The 25,171-nt window shown below is 40.2% G+C and carries 21 protein-coding genes; 14 read left to right on the forward strand and 7 right to left on the reverse strand.

Annotated elements, in window-relative coordinates:
- Positions 1–101 precede the first annotated feature (101 nt).
- Positions 102–977, forward strand: a complete 876-nt coding sequence (locus V6E90_RS00765; protein WP_171257978.1) for a 5'-methylthioadenosine/S-adenosylhomocysteine nucleosidase — start codon at positions 102–104, stop codon at positions 975–977.
- A 24-nt stretch (positions 978–1,001) separates the two neighbouring features.
- Here V6E90_RS00765 and V6E90_RS00770 read toward each other — a convergent pair whose 3' ends face one another.
- Positions 1,002–1,559 carry a DUF2062 domain-containing protein gene (locus V6E90_RS00770; protein ID WP_332604219.1) on the reverse strand — a complete coding sequence of 186 codons (558 nt, stop codon included), beginning with the start codon at positions 1,557–1,559 and terminating at the stop codon, positions 1,002–1,004.
- A 317-nt stretch (positions 1,560–1,876) separates the two neighbouring features.
- On the opposite strand from V6E90_RS00770, the gene V6E90_RS00775 reads away from it, so the two are divergent.
- From V6E90_RS00775 to V6E90_RS00820, 10 genes are all read left to right on the forward strand, one after another.
- A complete protein-coding gene (locus V6E90_RS00775; protein WP_016541675.1) occupies positions 1,877–2,470 on the forward strand; it encodes a LysE family translocator in 594 nt (197 codons plus the stop codon).
- Between the two features lie 106 nt (positions 2,471–2,576).
- On the forward strand, positions 2,577–3,146 hold the full coding sequence (dcd, locus tag V6E90_RS00780) for a dCTP deaminase (protein ID WP_003653416.1): 570 nt from the start codon (positions 2,577–2,579) through the stop codon (positions 3,144–3,146).
- Between the two features lie 260 nt (positions 3,147–3,406).
- Complete coding sequence (locus V6E90_RS00785) at positions 3,407–4,798, forward strand: hypothetical protein (RefSeq protein WP_332604221.1); 1,392 nt, start codon at positions 3,407–3,409, stop codon at positions 4,796–4,798.
- Between the two features lie 579 nt (positions 4,799–5,377).
- On the forward strand, positions 5,378–6,766 hold the full coding sequence (locus tag V6E90_RS00790; RefSeq protein ID WP_332604222.1) for a hypothetical protein: 1,389 nt from the start codon (positions 5,378–5,380) through the stop codon (positions 6,764–6,766).
- A 262-nt stretch (positions 6,767–7,028) separates the two neighbouring features.
- The gene (locus tag V6E90_RS00795; protein WP_016541678.1) at positions 7,029–8,438 is read left to right on the forward strand and encodes a hypothetical protein; all 1,410 of its coding nucleotides are present in this window, start codon (positions 7,029–7,031) and stop codon (positions 8,436–8,438) included.
- A gap of 267 nt (positions 8,439–8,705) precedes the next feature.
- Positions 8,706–10,115: a hypothetical protein gene (locus tag V6E90_RS00800; RefSeq protein ID WP_016660431.1), complete on the forward strand. Its 1,410-nt coding sequence runs from the start codon at positions 8,706–8,708 to the stop codon at positions 10,113–10,115.
- A 247-nt stretch (positions 10,116–10,362) separates the two neighbouring features.
- Positions 10,363–12,504 carry a hypothetical protein gene (locus V6E90_RS00805; protein ID WP_262757272.1) on the forward strand — a complete coding sequence of 714 codons (2,142 nt, stop codon included), beginning with the start codon at positions 10,363–10,365 and terminating at the stop codon, positions 12,502–12,504.
- A 13-nt stretch (positions 12,505–12,517) separates the two neighbouring features.
- Entirely contained in the window at positions 12,518–13,246 is a 729-nt protein-coding gene (locus V6E90_RS00810; RefSeq protein ID WP_016541681.1) for a DUF6160 family protein, read from the forward strand.
- A gap of 29 nt (positions 13,247–13,275) precedes the next feature.
- Complete coding sequence (locus V6E90_RS00815; protein ID WP_332604223.1) at positions 13,276–15,699, forward strand: DUF6160 family protein; 2,424 nt, start codon at positions 13,276–13,278, stop codon at positions 15,697–15,699.
- 123 nt (positions 15,700–15,822) lie between these two features.
- Positions 15,823–16,842: a DUF6160 family protein gene (locus V6E90_RS00820; protein WP_016541683.1), complete on the forward strand. Its 1,020-nt coding sequence runs from the start codon at positions 15,823–15,825 to the stop codon at positions 16,840–16,842.
- A 62-nt stretch (positions 16,843–16,904) separates the two neighbouring features.
- Here V6E90_RS00820 and V6E90_RS00825 read toward each other — a convergent pair whose 3' ends face one another.
- Positions 16,905–17,834, reverse strand: a complete 930-nt coding sequence (locus V6E90_RS00825) for a tRNA dihydrouridine synthase (RefSeq protein ID WP_332604224.1) — start codon at positions 17,832–17,834, stop codon at positions 16,905–16,907.
- Positions 17,835–17,913: 79 nt separating this feature from the next.
- Positions 17,914–18,723 (reverse strand): cytochrome C assembly family protein, encoded by an 810-nt coding sequence (locus V6E90_RS00830; RefSeq protein WP_005205568.1) that lies wholly within the window; start codon positions 18,721–18,723, stop codon positions 17,914–17,916.
- 147 nt (positions 18,724–18,870) lie between these two features.
- On the opposite strand from V6E90_RS00830, the gene ffh reads away from it, so the two are divergent.
- Positions 18,871–20,280, forward strand: coding sequence for a signal recognition particle protein (gene ffh / locus V6E90_RS00835; RefSeq protein ID WP_004655358.1), 1,410 nt, complete (start codon positions 18,871–18,873; stop codon positions 20,278–20,280).
- Between the two features lie 150 nt (positions 20,281–20,430).
- Entirely contained in the window at positions 20,431–21,018 is a 588-nt protein-coding gene (locus tag V6E90_RS00840; RefSeq protein ID WP_023270704.1) for an RBBP9/YdeN family alpha/beta hydrolase, read from the forward strand.
- Here V6E90_RS00840 and V6E90_RS00845 read toward each other — a convergent pair.
- Both V6E90_RS00845 and V6E90_RS00850 read right to left on the reverse strand, forming a co-directional pair.
- Positions 20,988–21,731, reverse strand: a complete 744-nt coding sequence (locus tag V6E90_RS00845; RefSeq protein ID WP_016541686.1) for a pantothenate kinase — start codon at positions 21,729–21,731, stop codon at positions 20,988–20,990. The two genes, V6E90_RS00840 and V6E90_RS00845, sit on opposite strands and share 31 nt — an antisense overlap.
- Positions 21,732–21,746: 15 nt before the next feature.
- Positions 21,747–22,523 (reverse strand): biotin--[acetyl-CoA-carboxylase] ligase, encoded by a 777-nt coding sequence (locus V6E90_RS00850; RefSeq protein WP_016660429.1) that lies wholly within the window; start codon positions 22,521–22,523, stop codon positions 21,747–21,749.
- Positions 22,524–22,529: 6 nt separating this feature from the next.
- Here V6E90_RS00850 and V6E90_RS00855 point away from each other — a divergent pair, with 6 nt between their 5' ends.
- Positions 22,530–23,330, forward strand: a complete 801-nt coding sequence (locus V6E90_RS00855) for a sulfite exporter TauE/SafE family protein (protein WP_332604225.1) — start codon at positions 22,530–22,532, stop codon at positions 23,328–23,330.
- Positions 23,331–23,336: 6 nt separating this feature from the next.
- On the opposite strand, the gene V6E90_RS00860 is transcribed toward V6E90_RS00855, so the two are convergent.
- Together V6E90_RS00860 and V6E90_RS00865 are read right to left on the reverse strand one after the other, a co-directional pair.
- Positions 23,337–23,879 (reverse strand): GTP-binding protein, encoded by a 543-nt coding sequence (locus V6E90_RS00860; protein WP_332604226.1) that lies wholly within the window; start codon positions 23,877–23,879, stop codon positions 23,337–23,339.
- A 14-nt stretch (positions 23,880–23,893) separates the two neighbouring features.
- Positions 23,894–24,859, reverse strand: coding sequence for a hypothetical protein (locus V6E90_RS00865; RefSeq protein WP_332604227.1), 966 nt, complete (start codon positions 24,857–24,859; stop codon positions 23,894–23,896).
- Positions 24,860–25,171 lie beyond the last annotated feature (312 nt).

Genomic DNA, 25,171 nt, shown 5'->3' on the forward strand with positions numbered 1-25,171 from the left:
AAAGTAAATCACTTTTTATTTAGTCCATTTCAAAACTCACCTTAACAGCAAAGTAGGTACGTTACTTGCTTTGTATAGGGTTTCTTTTTTAAGACAGGTTAATGATGCAAGTTAAATATTTTATCGGTATCGCCAGTGTATGTACGGCTCTATTTTTAGGGGCATGTAATGGTGATGGCAATTCAAATTCGACTCAACCTCAAGAACAAGCGAAATTACAGCCGATTGTGATCCAAGGTGCATTACCAGTTGAATCAGAGCGAATGGCATCAAAACTAGACAATGTGACTGTAGAAACTATCGGCGGCTGGAAATTCTGGAAAGGCACTTATAAAGGCTATCCAATGGTGGTGTCTAAAACCCGTATGGGCATGAGCAACTCAGCCGCAGCAACAGCCATTGCAATTCAGCATTATCAACCGATTGCGATTATCAATCAGGGTACTTCGGGTGGTCATGATCCAGACTTAAAGGTATTTGATATTGTACTGGGCAAATACACCACCAATATTGGTGCATTTAAAACCCCAAATAAGCCAATTGGCGGTGGTTCTAACTCACTGGAGTGGAATGAAGCCTTTGATGTCTTACCAGAAGATGAGTCTGATCCAGAACCGATTGCTATTCGTAAATTCGAAGGGGATAAGGAGTTACTGGTCGCTGCCTATAAAGCTAAAGTGCATTACAGCAAAGGACAAGTCGTTGAAGGCACTATCGGTTCAGCAGATACCTGGAATAATGAATTGGATCGTATCAACTTTTTCCATACCAAATACGGAACTTCTGTAGAGGAAATGGAAGCAGCATCGGTGGCGCAGATCGCGCAACAGTTCAAAGTACCATTCCTTGGGGTGCGTATCTTATCGAATAATATTACCAATAATGGTGCCTATGACCCTGCAACAGGCGAAGCGTGTCAGGACTATGCGCTTGAGGTGGCTGAGCAATATATGAAGGCGAAAGCAGACGCTAAATAATGAATGTGATCGAGAAGAAATCATTTAAATGGTTTCTTCTCGCTGCTGTTTTTCACGTTTGCGCCAGCTGCGAATCACGATCCAGCGCCACAGCAGGTGAGTCGCTAAATAAAATAAAATGGCAAATAAAACAGCTTCAATCATTAGGCCAGAAACTAAGATCTTGGTCAAACTAAAATCAATATGACCATGCCCAAAGTTCTTAATCCAGTTTAAAATCTGATGTAACACTCCAAGCAACATCTCTTTATTGATCATATTGACGTGATAAATTTTGCTCCCAAACCAAAAGCCCAAATAAAGAATTGGCACCACGGTAAACGGATTGGTGAGCCATGCCATACAGAGGCCAATCGGCAAGTTCACTTCAAAAAATAACACCGTTAAAATGATGAATAAGCTATGAAATGGAACAGGCAAAATTCCCCAAAAGGTGCCTATAAACATGGCTTTTGCAATTGAGCGACGATTCACATACCAAAGCAATGGATTCAAGGCGCGGTCACCAAAAATTTTCATCAGCTTTAAGCTCGCGACTTTCTCTGATGAAGGCAGCCACTTGTGAAAGAATTGCTTAGGCATAAACGCGGAAATAAACCCAATTGAACAGATAAACAGGAAATTGTATAGAAAATAACACGATTTACTTAGTGAAAACTTAAAATACTGACAGACATTATTGCACTAATCATAGGCCTCCGATGAATAGCTTACATTTCTTGTATTTTAAATAGACGGTTTTTATGCTGTGACTGTTGAGTAGAGTCAACTTGTAATTTATAAAACATAGTTAAAACAGTTGTTTATATTGTTTTTGGTCATAACTGTTTACAGTTATTTTTTTGCTATGGTTTGTGAATTGGATTAATCTGAAAAATATCTTCTAGTGAGGTCATTCAATGATTTCATGGTTCTTTATTGGTTTAGTCATTACCATTTTGCTGACTCCTGGCCCTACCAACACCTTATTGGCATCTTCTGGTATTCAGGTGGGCTTGCGTCGATCTTTATTATTGATTCCTGCGGAAGCGGTTGGCTATATCATTGCAATTAGTGCATGGGGAATGTTGATTGGTAAAGTGTCTGCCACCTTACCAGCTTTACCGATTTTTCTGAAATTATTAAGTGCGGGTTATATCGTCTTTCTTGCGATTAAATTATGGCGCACTGCCAACCAAGAAGTGGCTTTAAATCAACCGACCATTCGACCTAGAGAGTTGTTATGTGCAACCTTGCTTAATCCAAAAGCATTGTTATTTGCTTCAGCGATATTTCCCGTTGCTGCATGGAAAAGCCAAGAGATTTACATGGCACATATGAGTACTTTTGTCGGCTTGATTTTGCCCATTGCATTATTTTGGATTTCTGTCGGTGCAATGTTAGCAACCAATAAAGTTGCATGGTTATCTCAATCAAAATTACAGCGCACTGCGTCTGTCGTTCTGATGGCTTTTGCCATTCCGATTAGCTATTCAGCATTAATCAATTTATAACTTTGGCAGCGTTATCCCCATAACAGGATAGTGCTGTTGTTTTCATTGATACCATTTTACGTTAAAGTACTCGCCAATTATTAACTTCGTCTATGGATAAAAAGTCATGGCAATAAAATCTGATCGTTGGATTCGTGAAATGAGCGAAAAACACGGCATGATTGAACCTTATGCAGAGAATCAAGTTCGTTTTGATGAAAACGGAGAAAAGTTGATTTCTTATGGGGTATCGAGCTATGGCTACGATGTCCGTTGTGCACGTGAATTTAAAGTGTTCACTAACGTTCATTCAGCAATTGTTGACCCGAAAAATTTCGATGACAAAAGCTTTATCGATATCGAATCTGATGTATGTATCATTCCGCCGAACTCATTTGCTTTGGCGCGTACGATTGAGTACTTCCGTATTCCACGTAATGTTTTAACTGTTTGCTTAGGTAAGTCGACTTATGCGCGTTGCGGGATTATCGTGAACGTAACGCCGTTAGAGCCTGAGTGGGAAGGTCACGTTACCCTAGAGTTCTCAAATACAACCAATTTGCCAGCGCGTATTTATGCGGGTGAAGGTGTTGCACAGATGTTGTTCTTTGAAAGCGACGAAGTGTGTGAAACCTCATATAAAGATCGTGGCGGTAAATATCAAGGTCAAACAGGTGTGACTTTACCGAAAACTTAATAACGATACATAAAAAAAGCTCACTCTGTGAAAATAGGGTGAGCTTTTTTTATGTGATCTGTTTAAACAAATACGATATTTATGGCCTAATTTGTTAAGTTAAATTAAACTTGTATTTAATAATAATTAAAATATAATTAAAAAACGATTTGTTTTTATACCAGCTCACAGCGTGTAAATAGATTAGAACCCTGTCTGTGGTTGATATAAGACATTATAAAAATAAACAAATATGGATGTTTTAAACACGGAGGTCGGTCATGCGACAGTTTAAATCTCTTCATCTAGCAATGCTTTTGTTCAGCAGTTCATGCTTAAATTTTGCATATGCCACGACGAGTACATTGAAAAGTATGACGGATAGTGAGCTGTCTGAAGCAGCGGGACAGGCATTACTGAGTATGTCTTATATTTCACCCACTGATTTAGCCAATAAAGAAGCACAACGCATCGGTGGAGATAATAGCATTGGTTTCTATAAGCTCGGTTTGGAAGCCGAAATGGAACTTAATGTAAATATCAAAAGCCTTCAATTGGGATGTGGTGGTGTCAATGGAGCAGGTGGCTGTGATATTGATATTGATTATATTAGTCTGAGTGGTTTAGGTAATTCGGCGACTTCAAATACAGATAGCGCCGCTGATCGTGCTGCCCGTGTAGGTTCATCCGCCGTGTTAAGCAATCCATTTATCGAGTTTGCAATTAAAAATCCAGATAAAGCCTCTACTCGACAGGTTGTAGGCTTAAACTTAAGTGCTGAAAAGGCATTGGGTTTAATTACGTTTGGGCTGGAAAATGGCCCTGAAAAGAGTGGAATTAATTCACTCAGTGGCTATATGGAAATTGCTGCAACCACTGGTGTTGCCAATGTTAATGGTTTCGGTAACAGTCAAGTGGCGGGAGAGGCGGATAGAGGCACCTTGAATCAGTCAGATGGTTATAACCCAATTTCAGGTAAAATATGTTCTACACCTTTACTCTGTATACCAACGATTGATTTTGAAACCACATCTTATGCACTCAATCTTCGAGATAAAGCCACAGGTAGTAATATTTTAAAAGGTGATTTAGTTATAGGGCAACAAGCGATTACAGGCAAACGTATTAACACTGCAAATTTGGCGGCGACTGCGAAAGTACGGGATGTTGATCTGAGCGGTAATATTGTAGCACGAGCCATTGGATTGAACCTAGATAAACAGGTGACGGGTACGATTCAGAACTTGCTGGTTGATGCAGCGATTAGTGAAAATTTAGGTTTTTTCCATAAAGTGAACTTAAATGGTACAGCTGCTTCACTTTCTTTACAGTCCCAAAATATTCAATGGACGAATAACAAATCCGTGTCTCAAAATGGTTGGTGGTTAGAGTTTAGTAATCCAATCGATATTGGTTTCATTGAACCTGTGTTTAATGTGGATATCCCCAAAGCCACGTTAAATGAAGCTTTTGCGCAAGTGTCTCAGTATTTGAATGATCACCCGATTGATTGTGGGGCATTGGGGGCGTTGAATTGTCTTTTGGGTGATACCGTTCCAGTCGGTACCGTGAATTTAATCAATGCAACTCGGCCACAAATGGGCTTAACCGATTTGCAATTGGCGACTCAAAACTTTACGCCAAACTGTTATGGCACTTTAAAATTCTGTTAGCGTGATTTAAATAAAATGAAAGCAGCTTAGGCTGCTTTTTACTTATATATTTTAATATGTTAACTCTAGGTTATAAATTTTATCAAAAATATAATTGCTTAGAGTGGTCTGCTCATTGGGGGATATAAGACTTTAAGCTTGATTGTTAATTTTCAGCGCTATTCTGCATCATTCATCATTTTTTCCCAAATATCCTATTGGATATTTTCAAAACAGGCCCACAAAGCTTTGTGCATGCGTGCATTTAGATGAAGTCTTTTATAAATCGTCTTGATTATTGTTTGATCTAAGTGTTGATGAATTACACTGCAATTATTTGCCGCAAATTCTTTCATTTTTTATTTTTCTTTAGGCTTAATGATCTATTTGATATTTATTACTATTATTTTTTCTGTGACAAATTTTTACCTTTATGGGCTATTTCTGTCATGAATTGTATATTATTTAACACTTTTCGGGTTTATAGTGAAAGTGGATATAGGGTTGATTATTAGTTTACTAATTTTTTGTCTACCCAGTTAGTGCGATGCAAAAAATTGTTTGGAACTAATATCTAGAATTAAAAAAAGGATTTTTTAAATGAAAAATAAAGGTTTATCCATAATTTTTTTAGGGATGGTCGGAGTTTTTGTTAATCCTGCATATGCGACGACGAGCACCTTGAAAAGTATGACGGATAGTGAGCTGTCTGCAACAACTGGGCAGGCCTTAATGAGCTTGTCTTATATATCACCCACAGATTTAGCCAATAAAGAGGCGCAACGTGCAGGTGGTGATAAAACCATCGGCTTCTATAAATTAGGATTAGAAGCTGAAATGGAACTCAATGTGAATATTAAAAAGCTTCAATTGGGCTGTGGTGGCGTCAATGGGACGGGTGGTTGTGATATTGACATTGATTATCTGAGTTTGAGTGGTTTGGGTAATTCTGCGACATCCAATACAGATAGCGATGCAGACAGAGCAGCGCGTGCGGGTTCATCAGCGGTGTTAACCAATCCATTTATTGAATTTGCAATTAAAAATCCAGATAAAGCTTCGACTCGCCAAGTGGTCGGTCTTAATCTAAGTGCAGAAAAAGCATTGGGTTTAATTACCTTTGGTTTGGAAAATGGGGCTACCAAAACGGGTATTAATTCACTCAGTGGCTATATGGAAATTGCTGCAACTACAGGGCTTGCCAATGTCAATGGTTTTGGTGACAGCTTAGTGGCAGGAGAGGCTGGAAAAAGTACTTTGAATCAATCAGACGGTTATGATCCAATTACAGGTAAGGTATGTAGTTTGCCTTTACTTTGTGTACCTACGATTAATTTTACAACCGATTCTTATGCACTTAATCTTCGGGATAAAGCCACAGGAAGTAATATCTTAAAAGGTGACTTAACTTTAGGGCAGCAGGCAATTACAGGAAAACGTATTAGTACTGCTAATTTAACAGCGACTGCAAAAGTACGTGATATTGATTTAAGTGGCAATATTGTGGCAAATGCAATCGGGTTAAAATTGGATAGACAGGTTACAGGTACGATTCAGAATTTGTTGGTTGATGTGGCGATTAGTGAAAATCTCGGTTATTTCCATAAAGCAGATTTGAACGGTACCGCTGCGTCATTATCGTTACAGTCTCAAAATATTCAATGGACGAATAACAAATCGGTGTCTCAAAATGGTTGGTGGTTAGAGTTTAGTAATCCTATTGATATCGGATTTATTCAACCAACTTTAAATGTCGATATTCCTAAAGCAACACTTAATGAAGCTTTTGCGCAAGTCTCTAAGTATTTGAATGATAACCCAATTAACTGTGGTACCTTTGGGGTGTTAAACTGTCTTTTTGGTGATACCATTCCAACAGGTACAGTCAATTTAGTTAATGCAACACGACCACAAATGGGCTTAACAGATTTACAGTTAGCGACTCAGAACTTTACGCCAAACTGTTATGGCACATTAAAGTTCTGTTAGTGTAATTTAAATAAAATGAAAGCAGCTTAGGCTGCTTTTTTATTTTTTTAAGGAAAATAATATGATGATTTGACCTTTATTAAATTGAAATTAATTTACCTTTATAGGTCATTTTATCGGATTTTGTTTATTATTTAACAATATTTTAGTTTATATTGTGATGACTTTAAGATCATAAAATGAAACTGAAGCATTTTAATAAGCGAATCTTTTAGGGGTAAGCATCTTATTTAAATGCTAAGGATTTAAATGGATTTCTATAATGAAAAATAAACATTTATCTATATTTTTTTTGGGAACTATTGGTCTGTGCTTAAATTCAGCATATGCCGCGTCTAATACAATGCAAAGTATGACCGATAGTGAGCTGTCTGCAACAACAGGGCAGGCATTAATGAGTTTGTCGTATATTTCCCCGAATGATCTTGCAAATCAAGAAACACATCGTCTTGGTGGGGATAAAAGCATAGGGTTCTATAAACTCGGTTTAGAAGCTGAAATGGAACTCAATGTAAATATTAAAAAACTTCAATTGGGCTGTGGTGGTGTCAATGGGCCAGGTGGTTGTGACATCGATATTGATTATCTTAGCCTCAGCGGTTTAGGTAATTCAGCGACCTCAAACTCGGATAGCGCGGCAGATCGTGCGGCTCGTGCAGGTTCATCTGCGGTATTAACCAATCCATTTATTGAATTTGCAATTAAGAATCCAGATAAAGCATCTACACGTCAGGTGGTCGGGCTGAATTTAAGTGCTGAAAAAGCATTGGGATTGATTACATTTGGTCTAGAGAATGGTGCTCAAAAGAGTGGCATTAACTCACTCAGCGGCTATATGCAAATCGCAGCAACTACGGGTATTGCCAATGTAAATGGCTTCGGTACAAGTCTTGTTTCAGGAGAGGCTGGTAAAGGAACATTAAAGCAGTCGGATGGATATGATGCCATTTCTGGTGAAGTCTGTTGTACCTTGGTTGGTCTAGGTAATATTCCATTTACCACAACCAACTACAACTTAAATTTACGAGATAAAGCCAGCGGCAGTAATACTTTAAAAGGTGATTTGATTTTAGGGCAGCAACCGATTGAAGGTAAGCGAATTACCAATGCACCATTAAAAGCGACAGCGTATGTTCGCGATATTTCCTTGACTGGAACAATTGATGCGACTGCTAGAGCTCTTGGTTTTATTAATGTGCCGCTAACTGGAAAAAATGTTACTGGTACAATTGAAAACTTAACAGTTGATGTGGCGATCAATGAGAATTTGGGTTATTTCCATAAAGCAAGCTTGAATGGGACTGCCGCATCTTTATCACTCCAGTCTCAAAATATCCAATGGACCAATAATAACTCTATTTCTCAAAGTGGTTGGTGGTTGGAATTTACTAATCCAATTGATATTGGATTTATTGAACCCGCTCTCTCTGTGGATATTCCTAAAGCAACATTGAATGAGGCCTTTAGGCAGGTCAGTGCATTTTTAAAAACGAAAGAAGGGCGAATTCAGTGTGGAGATAATTTAGCAAGCGAATGTCTATTTGGCAGTGATATTCCAGTTGGGACTGTCGATCTTCAGTATGCGACACGTCCGCAAATGGGGTTAACCGATTTAGAGTTAGCCACCCAGAAATTTACACCTAACTGTTATGGTACATTGAAGTTTTGCTAAAGTTTTTGATGAATTCGCAAGGCAGCTTCGGCTGCTTTTTTATTTTCCTATTAGAAAAGTCCTGTCCTTGTTTATCATCTACTGCATTGAAATCAATTTACCTTTATGGGTCATTTTTATCGGATTGTGTTTATGGTTTAACAAAAATTTAGTTTATATTAAGCTGAGTTATTGAATGGCATCGGATGAAGCCATTACGTTTTTATAAGTCATCTTATGGGGATAAGAGTCTTATTTAAACTTTCAGGATTTAAAAGGATTTTGAGAATGAAAAGTAGAGGTTTAGCTATATTCCTTATGGGAACTATCGGCTTGTGCTTAAATTCAGCCTATGCCGCTTCCAATACAATGCAAAGTATGACGGATAGTGAGTTGTCTGCAACAACTGGGCAGGCTTTAATGAGTTTGTCTTATGTTTCACCAACAGATTTGGCAAATAAAGAATCACATCGTTTGGGTGGAGATAAAAGCATAGGGTTCTATAAGCTCGGTTTAGAAGCTGAGATGGAGCTCAATGTAAATATTAAAAAGCTTCAGTTGGGTTGTGGCGGTGTTAATGGGCCAGGTGGTTGTGACATCGATATTGATTATCTGAGTCTGAGTGGTTTAGGTAATTCTGCGACATCAAATTCAGATAGTGCGGCAGATCGTGCGGCTCGTGCGGGTTCATCTGCGGTATTAACCAACCCATTTATTGAGTTTGCAATTAAGAATCCAGATAAAGCATCGACTCGTCAGGTGGTTGGGCTGAATTTAAGTGCTGAAAAAGCATTGGGATTGATTACTTTTGGCTTAGAGAATGGCTCACAAAAGAGTGGTATTAATTCACTCAGCGGTTATATGCAGATTGCACCGACTACAGGCATAGCCAATGTGAATGGTTTTGGCAATAGTCTAGTCTCCGGAGAAGCTGGTAAAGGGACATTAAAACAAACAGATGGCTATGATCCAATTTCAGGAGAGGTATGTTGTACATTGTTTGGTTCAGGTAATATCCCATTTACAACAACCAACTATAACTTAAATTTGCGAGATAAAGTCAGCGGTAGTAATACCCTAAAAGGAGATTTAATTTTAGGACAGCAAGAGATTACAGGAAAACGTATTACCAATGCGCCACTAACAGCGACAGCCAAGGTTCGAGATATTGCTTTGACTGGAACCATTGATGCAAATGCGACCGCGCTTGGTTTTATTAATGTTCCTTTAACTGGAAAAAACGTTACAGGGACCATTCAAAACTTAATGGTTGATGTGGCGATCAATGAGGATTTGGGTTATTTCCATAAAGCAAACCTGAATGGGACTGCGGCATCTTTATCGCTCCAATCTCAAAATATCCAATGGACCAGTAATAATTCTATTTCCCAGAATGGTTGGTGGTTGGAATTTACCAACCCAATTGATATTGGATTTATTGAGCCCGCTCTCTCTGTGGATATTCCGAAAGCAACATTGAATGAGGCCTTTAGGCAGGTCAGTGCATTTTTGAAAACGGACCAAGGTCGAATTTTCTGTGGAAATAATTTAGCGAGTGATTGTTTATTTGGTAGTGATATCCCTGTGGGTACAGTCAATTTAATCAATGCGACACGCCCACAAATGGGGTTAACCGATTTAGAGTTAGCCACCCAGAAATTTACGCCTAACTGTTATGGTTCACTGAAGTTTTGCTAAGCTTTATGCTTGCGATATAAAGCAGCTTAGGCTGCTCTATATTTATGCGCTTATCGGAAAAATGTAACATTTAGCCAGTTTGTTTTGCATTTGTGTAATTATTCGGCATAATAAATTCTGTGATGAGATAGACATGATTCGTCTATATTTTGAGTGATGCTAGGAAGCAGCGTTTAAAAATCACTCAGAGGGATGAAAGAAAAAATATAATGTAGGTGCGGAGCACTAGGTAATTAGGAAGGTCAAGATGGCTATACTCCAGATGGATTCATTTCAAAAGACGGTTTTAGCGAGCCTGATAGGACTATGTGTCAGTCAGTCTGCTTTTGCATTGCAAGAAATCTCAGATGAAGGTCTAAGCCAAACGATCGGTGAGGGCATTGCCTTACTTCCTCAGAATACTTATATGATTTTTCAGGGTGAAAAAGCGACGACGACGAGTGCGGACTTACTCAATCGACAATTAGATACGGGTTATATTAATTATGTACCTGTAGGACCACTCTCACTGACCGCAACGGATACCAATAAGAGTGGAGGCGTGGATGCTGGAGATCGAGCTGTCGGTAAGGCCGACTTATTTTTATATGGTTTAGCGGTTTCTGCTTCGAATTCAGCACGTACAACCAATAATAATGAACGCGTCGGTTTAAATACTACTGGAAATGCAATTAATGCGATTAGTAGTTGGGGAACCGCAAGTAATCCATGGCTGTTAAAAGTTCAATCTGAAGCGAATATCCCAACGTTTACACCAGACGTTATTACGTCGAATGGAACTACGCTCAATACAGATACGGGTGTAGTGACCTATATGGCTTTGGAAGCACCACTCTATGAATATTATAATGACAATACGAGTGGTACAGGTGCGCCTACTGTAATTAAGACAGGAGCCGATCCTGTTGGTGCCAGTGCTTATAACTTAAAGTTAGGTTTATGGGCCGATGCCTTTGTGCGTAATCCTAATAAAACTGATGGCGCATCGGATCAGTTTCAATATGGCAATAGTGTGGGGCAAGTTGGTACAGATATTGATGCCAATCGCGCTAACCGTCTGCGTTTGCAGGGAATCTGGAATGGTTTTAGTTTAAATGGTAGTAACTTAAAGGTTTTTCAAACTTTAAATGGTGCTGGAAATACAGGAGGATTGAGTCCGTTTTATAACAATACATTGGGCTTGTCAGGTGTATTTCGTTTTAACAGCGGTGATGGTTCGAATTTAAAAGCGGGTATGACGATGAATGCCCCAACATCAACAAAAACAGATACGTTGCCAACACTTCCCGCAGGTCAAACCTGTACTGCTTGTGGCTCTGGGTCTGATATCTGGACAGCACGTTATAGCCCTGATCAAACGAGTAATCCGGGTTCGACAGGCGTCGTTCAATATCGTATTCGTAGTCAAACGACAAAAATTACTTCAACAGGTAACTGGACCGCACCAACGGGTCTAAATGATCGCGTACTACGTTTGAGTACGAGAGAAACAACAGATACGAATAATTTGGCGACACCTGCGATTCAAGGCGGTAGTGCACCTACTTTCGATGCAAATGAAGGCATTTTCATTTATAACTTAAATACCAACCTGGTTTTGGGGAACTTATACCAACCTGTCATTTTGGGTTCAGATGGTAAGAACTTTAGTTTGGAAGTTGCTCGAATTCCAAATAAAGAAAGTATTTATAAGAAAATTTATACCGATTATTCAGGTTTAGATCAAAGCTATAAAGGTTCAACCTGTAATGTATACCAGTGTGGTAGCAATATTAGCTTAGGTGGGAAAACCTATCAGGGTTCTAATGCAACTCACAGTAGTATTAGTATCGGAACGGTATATAGTGATGATGCAGGGAAAACACTTCAGGCATTTAAAGGAAATAGTACACAAGACGCCGTTGGTATTTCTTTTGGCTCTTTGAGTACTGGGGCGGTATCGAAAGACCAGTATTTCTATCAATTGCAAAATCAACAACGCACAAGTGTGAGCTGTAGCGGTTTATTTTGTAGTGGCTACCGTTGGCAATATCGAACCAGTAGTGGATCAACAACAGGAAGTAATGGGGATTATGGTTTACGCTTTGACTCAACCAATGGGGTAAATTGGGTCGATATTGATAGTACCTCTCTCTATAATCCGACCACAGCCAATACGGGCTATACTCGACAAGATAATGGCAATACCAATTCAAAATTTGTTGTTCCAACAACTACCGGAGCATTACCGAATGCTCGTTTTGAAGATGGGAAGTGGTATACAACAAAACCAAATGCAGACATTAATACGTATAAGCTAAATACAGCTTCGCCAATGAACAATATGGGTTCAGCTGTGATTGATGGTGTATTGATTCAGCACCTTAAAATTACGACTACTGGGCTATAAAGGGAGTAATACGATGAAAAAAATCTCAACTTTACTTCTTTTATTAATGGCGACATGGACTCATGCTGAGTTAGAAGTTTTGGATAATGATGCTCTTCAAGCTGTTGAAGGACAGGCAGGGGCAGATCTATCCTTGAAGCTGTCTTTGAACCAAGTTTATAACACGACAACTGGAAAGTATGAGTTTGATAATGGTTTGGGTGGCGTTTGTGCAAATTTAGCCTTTTGCCATCTTGGACTTTCTGTAAATAAGCGTTTTGTTAGAAATGGCAATCAACCTGTCAGTGATCCAACGCAAGCGAATCCCGCCAATAAAGTTTGGTTAGTATTTAAAGGAATACAAGGGACCATCGATTTGCAAAAATTAGGTTTGGATGGCTTCGATTTAATTTACAATGATGACGGTGGTGCGGCAAAAACTAAACCAGCAATGCAATTAAGCATGGATGCGACAAAACCTATTTTAATCCGAAACTTTGGTTTCAATGCGCTTGCCATCGAGCAAGATGATTTTACCAGTTATTATGACAGTAATGGAAAACTAGTCGAAGGCTCTAATCCGACCACGCCACCAACAAGTGGATATGGTTATTTAAAAGCACCAACATATGCTGCTGATCATCCTTCTGTTTATGATCGTAATAAAGAAACAGGGTTTATGGGACTGAAAATGAATGGCAATTTAGCAATACAAGGAAATGTCATGATGTTTTCTTGTGATGCAAGTCATCCACGGTGCTAACCAAGTCTACTTTTCAAAGGATTGAAGTGATGAAAAATAAAAAATTAAATCATCGGACCATAAGTTTTGCTCTTAATGCTTTGGCTGCAAGTATTTTTTTCATTAGTCATTCTGCTTATGCATTACAAGCATTGGATGACAGTGCAATGCGCAGTGTAAATGGGCAAGACGGTGTCCATATTGAAACAACCTACGACAATATTAATGTCGATCAATTCTTTTGGCAGGACAATGCGGGTCGTGGAAGCGCAGATGCTGCTGGTACAACATTAAAAGCCGTTGCGAATAATTTTAAAATACAAAAAAATGCTTTAGGCGATCAGCTCGGTACAAATTATAAACTCAATACAGGCAGCAATGGCAATAAAACAGGTCTGGATATAGAGTTATCATCTAATCCCTCATTAATTACAATTGATTCATTCCAGATTTGTGATACCAACCGTTGCAGTAGTGATATTGGTAATTTAGCAATTCAAACAACCTCACCTTTAGATTTAAAGTTTAAGACCACAGATGGTTTATTTAGTAAAAATAGCCAAACATCTTTGGAGCTTGGCTTAAAAAATGCAACCGTCTATTTAGGACAGACTTCAAACAGTCAGCTCAATCAATTAATTTTGAAGAACTTTAACTTTAATTTTTTGGGTAAAGGTGTGATGTTTGTCGATGCCGTGGAAGGTATTAAGTTACAAACAAATAATGCATTGTTGAGTGGCGGCGCTGCAAATGCTTCATTAACTCAAACACCAAATAACGATTATGGCTATGTAGACTTTACCCGTGTTAAAGATACAGGTGCTGTGACTGCAGGTACATATTCTGATGCAGGGGTAGCAACAAACTCAGGCTTAAACCTAGAGATTATGTTGAATAAAAATGTAAACCCTAGCTCTCCTTACACACTTGATTCAACCAATACGCCATTGAATCAACAGGCTGCACCCAATAACAAAGCTCAAGGACTCATTCGAGTTGGCGCAAATGGACGTATGGTCAATGGTTCTTTACAGGTACGTGGTTTAAATGCAAATAATGCAGCGAATCCGACTTATGGGACCAGTTATGGTAATCCAAATAATACCAATATTTTAGGTAAGACGACCGATAATAAAGCAATCATGGGAGACACGGGTATCGCTTTCCGTATGAAAGCTGAATTCACCAAAGATGGTGACTCCATGTTGGGAAGTGATGGTAAAGCCACGACTTTAGAAATTGGTGGGGCTGGATTAAATACCTATGGTTTTGAATTCGGTAACTTAACTGGTTTACAGCTCGGTACACGAGGTTCTTTTGATACAGGCAATGTTTATATCAATTTAGTTGATGCTAAATCTGTATTTTTACCAGCGAATTATGTGTTTCAAACATCTAAATTTGGTAATGGGAGTTTCTTGACCCAAGATGCTGATTATATTCAGAATATCCATAAGGAGACAGGGGCAAACAATCCATTTAGTTTATTAATGGCAATCCGTGGTGCCGAGTTCCAAGCGATTTCAAGACGAGGGCGTTTTACCAATAGTGCTACAAGTAATCCTCAAAGTGGTTATGCGCCAATTAATGAACATACAGATAATAATTGGGGGTTGGCTTTACCTTTTTATAATCTCAATGCCAACATGGCGATGTATGGTACGCGAATTAATGCAAATGAAGCCTTTTATTTTGATAAAAATGGGGTGAAAAAGGCTGTTGCAGACAGTGGGACTACACCACGGTTAGGTTTTTCATTGGGGATGAGCACTACTGGGGTCGATCGTGATGCCAGTTATAAAGCATTAGGAAATAAAACCACTTCAATTTTAGTGATTGATGGTGCGAAGAATTATTATATGGGACTGCGTAACATTGACATGTTATTGAAAGGAACTGGCAGTATTGGTCTTGAAAATGGCAGTTTTAACGCAACACTTAAGGATATGTTGATTGTTATGGCGGCGGAAGTCGCTGCTGGATATTTACCTGGCGCAAGTTATAGTGGTGGTGTTGCTCCGAGTAATAATTTTGCTTTAAGTAGTGATGTATTATTTGGTTTAAAACTTCGTGTCGGTGGCGATATGAATCTTTCTCTTATTCCGAATAACGAATATAAAACTGATGGTACAGGCAACGCACTAAATATTGTGGGTGATCTAAAACTTAATGCAGCAAGCAATAATACGATTCAAATTAGTGATCCTGTGGATGGTTCAACCTTAGGTTTAGACAATATACAAGGTGATATTGCTTTTAATAATGCAATTCAAATTAATCGAAATAGCGCTGGCGAAGGTGTGGCAAGTTTTAATGCAGGACTGACATTTAACCCGAATCGGACCACTGATGGTGTGTTTAGAACCAGAGATATTAACCTTTATTCTCCATCGGGCAGTGCTCAACGGTTAGGTGAAATGGCAATTACAGGTGGACGTTTGACCAGTCAATTTTCTATTATGCCTCGAAATTAGGCGCTAGCAGTTGATAAAAGCATTCAGTTCCACTTGTCTATTTGCTAAGAAAGTGATTGTGCTTGAAAAAGGTTATGCTAAGCTATAGTACATATTTTAAACATTTGTCTACGGATGAGGACAATGAATAAAAACAAAAAATTTGGATGTTTGTCATTATTACTGTTGAGTCCTTTATCAATGGCAATGCAGCCTATGGATGATCAAAGTCTTTCGGCTATGACAGGGCAGGATGGTTTAACGATTGGTGTCCAAGCAAATATTCAATTCGATCAAATGGCCATTATCGATAATGATGGCTTATCCTACGGCGGTTATACCGCACCGTCTTATACCAATCGTGCAGGTTTGGTGATTGCTGGTGTTGCAGGACAATCGACAGCAGCTCCTGTCAAAGTGACAGGTTTGAATGGTAGCGCTGAGACTACTTTAGGTCTTAGAGCTGCGATTGATACGGACGCTGGTACTGCTTCCCGAGGTGGTGCATTTGCCAATATTGCATTGGCTTTTAATAACAACGTAACAGGGCTTCGAATTTCTCCTTTATCGATTTATACCGCTGGTTCTTCATCCCTCTCTAATTTGAATGGCAGCACTTATACGCGCAATACGATTTTTAATTCAGGCACATTACTTAAAAGTGATGTAAAAGAGTTACTCCGTGTGGGTGGAATTGATATTGTTTTTGCTTCGAATAAGCCAACCATGAATATTCAGATGGGTGCATCTCCACAAGGACATATGGTGATGTTTGATGGAGCCATTGAGTCGATCTGTGGCACGGGTACGGGCTGTAATATTATGTTGGTGTCGGATTATGCAACATCTGGTGACTCGACGACTGCACCTGTTGGCGCAAGCTTTAATTTCAAATTGACCGGAAATAATGGTAATCCCTTTGGTTTAAAAGGCTTCTATGCTGGAATTTATGGTCCTACTGGGACGACGGATAAAGGTGGCGTAATTTTCGGAAATACCGGAACAAGTAATAAATTTGACTTACAGCTCAACAATGTTTTGTTAGGTACGAATAATGCTCAACAAGCAGGGACATTTAATAACCTGCCTAATGCTTCGATTGGAAATATTGGCATGACAGGTGCATCTATAACCAATTTAAAAATGAAAGTCAGTGGAATGTAGCGACTACATTCATTAAAAAAGCGGCCGAGGCCGCTTTTTTAATGAAGAGGTATGAATAACAATCAGCTTTGTTTTAAATACTGAATGATTTCATCAAGCTGTTTGATTTTTTTCACTTGTCCCCATAAGGCTTGTGCTTCTGGATAAGCTTTGGTCATCATCCCTAGCCATTGTTTATAACGTCCCACCATACCAATTTCAGTCTTGTATTGGCCGCTTAAGAAACGTAGTTGTAACTCCACTAAATCCTGCCAAGACAAAAGCGCCTGATCCATATTTTGGCGGATACACAGGGTTAAATCAGGGGTGGTGACTGCTCCACGTCCAATCATCAAATCTTGGCAATGTGATTGTGCTAAACAGGCTTTAGCATCGGCATTGTTCCAGATCTCGCCGTTGGCGATCACATTGATGTTTAAGGCTTCTGTAATGGGCTGAATTTTTTCCCAATAGGCAGGTGGGGTATAACCATCAGCTTTGGTCCGCGCATGTACAGTGAGCCAGCTTGCACCTGCGTCTTCAATCGCATGGGCATTATCTAGCGTATGATTTTCATCAAGGTAGCCCAAACGCATTTTGGCTGAAACAGGAATATGCGCAGGCACAGCATCGCGTATCGCTTTTACCAGCAGATGTACGGTTTCAGGCTCATCCAATAAAACAGAACCACCGCGATGGCGATTGACTGTTTTGGCTGGACAACCGAAATTTAGATCAATAGCTGGTGCGCCCAGTTCTACGACTTTGGCAGCATTGGCAGCGAGCATATCGGGGTTATTGCCAAGAAACTGTACATGTACAGGTGTACCTGCTGCAGTTTTACCCCCATTTTTCAGTTCTGGACAAAAGCTATCGTAGATATGATCTGGTAGGATGCTATCGGTAATCCGGATAAACTCAGTCACGCACCAATCAAAACTGCCAACATGAGTGAGCACATCACGCATGATCGGATCAGTCAGACCTTCCATTGGGGCGAGTACAAGTTTCACGATTTATTACCTAGCGAAGCGAAAACAGCGTTATACGCATTTTAAGATAGGCTGTCTAGTTTTTATTAAAATGTAAAAACTAGCGCCCTAAAATCATTTCTAATACAAATTTACTGCCCATAAAACCAATGGCAAGCAGGACAAAACCAGTAATGGTAAAACGAATGGCTTTGCGTCCACGCCAGCCGAATTTGTAATGTCCTATGAGCAAGGCGCCATATAAGAACCATGAAATAATACTAAAGGCGGTTTTATGTGCCAGATGCTGGGCAAAGAAGTTATCAATGGTAAAGAAACCAAACAACAAGGCTGCTGTCAGCAGACCAAAACCTGTGATAATCAAGTCAAATAGCAGGGATTCCATCACTTGGAAGGGCGGCAATAAGTTGACCCAGATCCGTCGTTTTTGTTTCTTTTTTAGTTCTCGATCTTGGAACCATAACAATACCGCATGAATGGTAGCCATCAGTAGCACTGCATAAGCAGATAGCGAAAGAATGATGTGTAAATCTAAGCCCAAGCTATGCTGTTCAATAATTTGATTGGGTTGGCTAAAGGCAAAGCCCAAGATTAGGCCAAAGGCAGCAACAGGTGTACCGATCAGGTTCAATGGCAGAATTGGGCGGATCAGGCTCAAAATCAAACTCAGCGCTAACATCAGCCCTGAAGTAAATGACATCAGGTTAAAGACATCATAGTTCACCCCAATCGGCGTCATCATGTCTTGGTAGAGCACAGTACTATGCAGTACCAAGCCTAATCCAACCATCAGACCATAACACCAAAGATTTGGACTACGTTTTGACATCAATCGAATAAATAAATACCAAAATGAACTGGTATAGGCGATGAGTGCCAAAATTGTGTAAACCAAGGGGAGACTGATCATGTCAAACCTTTTTTAGGAGGATGAATAATATTCACCATATAAGATATAAATTCGCTTCGAACTACAGTATCCTATAGCATCTTACGCATAAATTTTCTATTTTAAGAAAGATTTTTTTGCAACTAGCCATTTTAAGCGGATTTCGCAATGTTTGATACCTTAACAGAACGACTCACACAGAGTTTAAGAAATGTTACTGGCTCAGGGCAGCTGACCGAAGACAATATTAAAGATACCCTACGTGAAGTACGTATGGCACTTCTTGAAGCCGATGTGGCGTTACCTGTAACTCGTGAATTTATCGCGAAGGTGAAGGAAGAAGCGCTCGGTCAAGAGGTTATGACTCAGCTTTCTCCTGGTCAGGCATTTGTAAAGATTGTCTATGATGAACTCACCAAGATGATGGGTGAGGCAAATGAGACACTAGATTTAAGCGCAAAGCCACCTGTTGTTGTCCTACTTGCGGGTTTGCAGGGTGCGGGTAAAACCACAACAGCTGCAAAATTAGCGCGTTTCTTAAAAGAACGTCAAAAGAAAAAAGTCATGACTGTTTCTGCTGACGTATATCGTCCAGCAGCGATCAAGCAGTTAGAAACCGTATCCAATGAAGTGGGTGTTGGTTTTATTGCTTCAGAAGCAACTGAAAAGCCAATTGATATTGTCAATCGTGCCATTGAGCAGGCAAAAATCCAATTTGCTGATGTCTTGATTGTCGATACTGCGGGTCGTCTGCATGTCGATGAAGACATGATGGATGAGATCAAAGAATTACATGCTGCGGTGAAGCCGACTGAGACGCTATTCGTCGTTGATGCGATGACAGGTCAGGATGCTGCCAATACAGCAAAAGCATTTAACGATGCTTTAGCTTTAACGGGCGTGATTCTGACCAAAACGGATGGTGATGCGCGCGGTGGTGCAGCACTTTCTGTTCGTGCCATCACGGGCAAACCAATCAAGTTCTTGGGGATTGGTGAAAAGCTAGATGCACTTGAGCCATTCCATCCAGATCGTGTTGCACAACGTATCTTGGGTATGGGTGACGTCCTTTCTTTGGTCGAAGAAGTTGAACGCAAAATCGACAAAGAAAAAGCCGAAAAAATGGCGAAGAAATTGCAGAAAGGCGGAACCTTCAACTTTGAAGATATGCTGATGCAATTTGAGCAAATGAGCAAAATGGGCGGCATGATGGGCTTCTTGGACAAGTTGCCGGGGATGAGCAATGCGGGCATTCAGGATGCAATTGAAAAAGCCAACCCTGAAAAGCAAGTGAAGCGTATGGAAGCCATCATTCAGTCGATGACGATCAAAGAGCGTCGTAATCCTGATTTGATGAATCCGAGCCGTAAAAAACGTATCGCAGCAGGTTGTGGTATGGATGTAGCTGAGGTCAATAAGTTGATCAAGCAACAAGCACAAATGGCGAAGATGATGAAGAAATTCGCCAATCCATCAGGTATGAGCAAAATGTTGAAATCATTAGGCAATATGCAAAAGCAATTTGGTGGCGGTGGAAATATGGGCCCTTTATTTGGCAGCAATGACCAGAAAAAGTAAGTTCTAAACTTCCTAAAAAGGCGCGTGATGCGCCTTTTTTAATGCGGGTGTGTTGTATAAATTTAATACAAAATATCAACATTCAAGGTGCTTTAAAAAGAAGAAAATTAAAAATAAGTCTATGTTTTACATTGAAAAGTAGTGTTAAATATGTCACATAATTCAAAAAATAGCGTATTTATTCTGCATTGTGAAAATGCTGACCCAGAACAGCATTGGTATGCATGGTTAGAACAACAACTGAAAAGTGAGGATGTTTTCGTTGAACGGGTTTTTCTTGCGGATGCCAATCATCCTGAAGCAGAGATTTGGCAAACTTGCTTGGATGCACAGCTCAAGGGGTTAAATGAACAGAGTATTGTGGTGGCACATGGCTTATCTTGTGTGGCTGTGGCTCGATTTCTCGCCAAACGACTCAAGCAGCATGCCGTAAAAGCAGGCATTTTTATTGCCGGTTTTCATGATCCTATTTCAAAACATCCTGAGTTCAACAGTTTTCTTGAACACTCCCATTTTGAAAGTGGTTTATTGCGTGTCAATATTCAAAGACGTCTGGTGTTTTTTTCCAGTAATGATCCAGTGGTTCCTGTGCCACTCACCTTTAAATTTTCCAATTTACTCAATGCCCAACTGATTGAGGTGGCTCAAGCTGGGCATTTTCGTACAGAAGATGGGTTTAGTGAGTTCCCTCAATTATTGCAAGTTGTTCAAACTTTGCTGAAAGCTGAGTTTAGTTGAACATAATGGCGTAAGCCTTTGAGTAATAAATCAGATTCAACTTGCGGTTGATAGTGGCTAAGGAATTTTGCAAATAAGCTCGCATCGCCACCAGTCAAAATCAGCTTCTTCGGCGATTGTTGCATAATTTGATCAATGCTGCTGATCAAGCCGAGCAAGATGCCGTGATGTACTGCATCCACTGTGTTATGACCAGGTTTTAAATTATCAAAAGCAGAGTCTGGAATTTTAATGCCTTTGGTATTTTGAATCAGCGAATCTCGTTGTAGATATAAATTTGGCAGAATATAGCCGCCCAGATGTTGCAATCCTTCGACCAGATCAATGGTGAGGGCAGTGCCACAGCCAATCACACAAAAGTTTTCATTGGGTTTTGCCATGGCGAGGACTTGCAACCAACGGTCAATCCCGAGTTGGCTTGGCACATCATAGCCGCAGTGCAGTCCCGCATATTCAGCATGCACTTTGGCAAAAATAATTGGAATATCCAAAATGTCGAGAATCATGTGAATACGTTGATTATTTTCCGAATCCAAAACCGAAGAAATGCCGACACGACTTAAATTCTGATGACGAAAGTGCTGAATCAAACCGAGCAATAAATCGGCAGGTGACTGTAGGTGTAACTCGGCAGCATGTTCAATGACTTGATCATGTGCGGTGATCCAGTATTTTAAGCGGGTATTACCAATATCCAGCCATAAACTTTTCATTGCATCATCACTCTTTTAAATCGAGGCAAGACGTAAACGGCCTTGATAGAATTGTTGAAGCTGATCGGTTTTGATCAGTACCGCGCCGTCATTGGAAATCCCTTGAAATAGCCCCTGAACTTTACCGAGGGTATGTTCAAATTCGACCTGTTGATTCAACCAAATTGCATGATGGTTAAAACGTTCAGCTAAATTATAACTGCCATGTTCGAACCATTGTGCTGCTTGTTGAATTGCGGTGTAAAGTTCCGCAATCAGGGTTAAACGATCTACATGGGCTAAACCGAGCATGGCTAAAGAGGTGATCGGTTGGTCTGCATTTTCAACAGGGGGAGTACTTAGATTCATCCCTACACCGACAATGGCTTGATTGGGTGAAAGTGGTTCTACCAAGATTCCGCCCCATTTCCCCTGAGGGCTGTATAAATCATTGGGCCATTTGACCTGTAAGTTCAAGCCATGCAAGCTAGGCATCTGTAAGATATTTAACGCAACTTCAAGTGCTAAGCGACCATCCAGTGCTGTATTGGTTTGGATCAGTGTGCTTAAATAAATGTTGCCCTCAGGAGAGGCCCATTGTCGCTGGTGCTGACCACGACCTTGGGTTTGCTGTGCACTACAGACCAATCCTGTGGTCATCCCTTTCTGCGCAATTTCACGCATATCATCATTGGTCGATGTTGTGGTTGTTTTAAGCAGCACCACTTCTGGAAATTGATTTTTTGCGTTCAATAATTGCTGAAGCTGGCGGGTTGCGAAATCATCCATCATTTTTACAAGTAGAGTGGTCATGTGTTTATGGAGTTAATCATATATTTGCTGATTGGCGCAATTGCTGGATTTGCTGCGGGGCTATTTGGTGTGGGCGGTGGTCTAATTATTGTGCCAATTTTATATATTGTGTTCACTCAAATGAATTATGACCCCAATGTCATTATGCATATTGCAGTTGGAACATCCTTAGCAACCATTATTGTGACCTCGATTAGTTCGGTGATGGCACATCATAAAAAAGGGGCAGTGTTGTGGCCCGTATTTCGTAATTTGGCACCGGGCTTGGTGTTGGGTTCATTCCTCGGTGCTGGGGTGGCTGATTTGATGTCAGGGCAGCATTTACAGTTGGTGATAGGTGTCTTCGCCGTCTGGATGGCCTATAAGATGTTTAGAGGGGCAAATGCAGTGGTTGATCCAAATCGTCATCTTCCTTCAGCAGCGTTACAACTTGCTACGGGTGGCGGCTTTGGTGTGGCATCCGCGATTTTTGGTATTGGGGGGGGCAGCCTTACCGTACCTTATCTCAATCGACATGGCGTAGTGATGCAAAAGGCAGTGGCAACTTCGGCTGCCTGTGGTTTACCCATTGCAGTGGCGGGGGCATTAGGCTTTATGTGGTTTGGTGCTAAAGAGCAGATTGAAGTGCCGAATACGATTGGTTATGTGCATATCTATGCTTTCTTGGGCATCAGTGTGATGAGCTTTATCACCGCAAAATTTGGTGCCAAAGTGGCACATCGTCTGTCACCAGCCATGCTAAAAAAATGTTTTGCAGGCCTATTGGTGGTGGTTGGCAGTTACTTTATTTATAAAGGTTTGCTCTAAACCGTTTTAGTGAGTGAGACCATAATGTACTTCAATGGTGGCAATCAACGTTTCGACCAGAACAAGTACATCATCTTGCTGACGTGCATCAATAAAGAATAGTGGGTAATTCAGTTCTTTGGCGGCCAGCCAGTCACGATACATGGATAAGGTGCGTTCTGGCATACGATCAATATGGGTAATTGCAATCACAATATTATGACCAAAGGGCTGAAAGGCCTGAAGATATTGCTCTAAATCTAATAAAGGGTTTTCGGCAGCGTGATCAATCATGACAATAGTGCCGATTGCACCTTTACAAATCACTGCCCAAATAAAATCGAAGCGATCTTGCCCGGGTGTGCCATATAAACCGACCTTGAGCCCGTCCTCCAAAGTCAGTTCGCCATAATCAATCCCAACAGTGGTCAGTAACTTGTCATGTGATTCGGTATCGGTGTTCAGTGCTTCGGTACTGAGGACTTCAATTTCAGATAATGCTTTGATTGCCGAGGATTTACCTGAACCCATGGTGCCACCGAAGACAATTTTATATTGATGTAAAATCATAAGGATGACCTTAATTAAAAGCCTAAACGATGGCGTAAGCGACCAAATAGTTTTTTCATAAAATGTTGTTCTGTTTCGCTTTGCTGAGTTTGCGGGCGATATTTTGCCTGTTGATCTTTAATTAGTGTTCCACACTGTGCGCCCAAGCATGCTGCAACAAAGTGCCTGACTTTCTGTTCGGGGAGGTTAAGTTGTTGGGCAACAAGGCTGATCTGTGCGCCTTGGGCAAAACAAGCAGACATCCGTAAGATATCTTGGCGGTCAAGCTTGTTTCTGGGTTGTGGCCAGAACTGCAGATAAAAACTCGAGGCAGAGGCGGGACATAATCCTTCAAAGTCCATGGAGGTCCAGAGTAAATGCCAGAGCCATTGTTTTAAGTCTTGCTGCGGTGCATCTAAAGTCCAATGCAGATCATTTTGCGTGGCATAGGTGTAGTTCAGGCTTGGGTCGGTTTGAAAAGAATCAAATTCAGGATGTTGCCATAGCCATTGATTGCGTGGATCGGCAATGGCGAGTAGTCCTTGGTTATCAAACAGCTGAATCTTGCCATTTTTCGGATTCTGGATTTCTTGTAATACTTCTTTAATTTGTTTGCGCTGAAAGGTCGGGGTACCTTCAGTTTCGATATTTTCTGAGCTTTGATTTAAGCGTTCATTTAGATGAAGGCTGAGCCAGTGATGCAATGAATGGAGATGGTTCAAGGGCAGAAATAAGGTGTCATCTTCAATGGCGCTATTTTTATCAAGGTCATTGGCAATTTTCAGCACATTGATTTTATTGTTTTGCAGCAAGCTTTTAATATTGGGGGAATCAAAAAATAGCTGATTGATCATGAGGATATCCAGCTGCGGCTCGGCAATATTGCTCCAATTGATTTGGACATGATGTGGCACAGCCGTTTCAACCTGTTGTTTTAACTCATTTAAGGTTCTGAGACTGAGCCCAAAAATAGCAATATTGACCGCTTGATGAACACCCATGTTATGACTCATCTATATGTGTACTGAGTAATTCAGTAGGAGAATTAAAAGTGCGATATTTTTAATGAAAATATTATTTTTTGTGACTTGTATCAATTAAAAAGCGATGAAAGAAAATCTTTTCAGATGTGTGGTTAAGTTTCACTTGAGTACATAAATATTTGATATTCAAAATAGAAAAACTAACTTTTTAGTACATATTGAGAATCATATTGCGATTTTTTCGCGTAATTGGCTTAAAAAGCAATAAAATTGTCAGACAATGATATAGAATTTATAGGGCGAGATCAGTTAAAACAAAAAAGCGCAAAC

This window comes from Acinetobacter sp. ESBL14 (genome assembly GCF_036668815.1).
GTDB classification, from domain to species: Bacteria; Pseudomonadota; Gammaproteobacteria; order Pseudomonadales; family Moraxellaceae; genus Acinetobacter; species Acinetobacter gyllenbergii.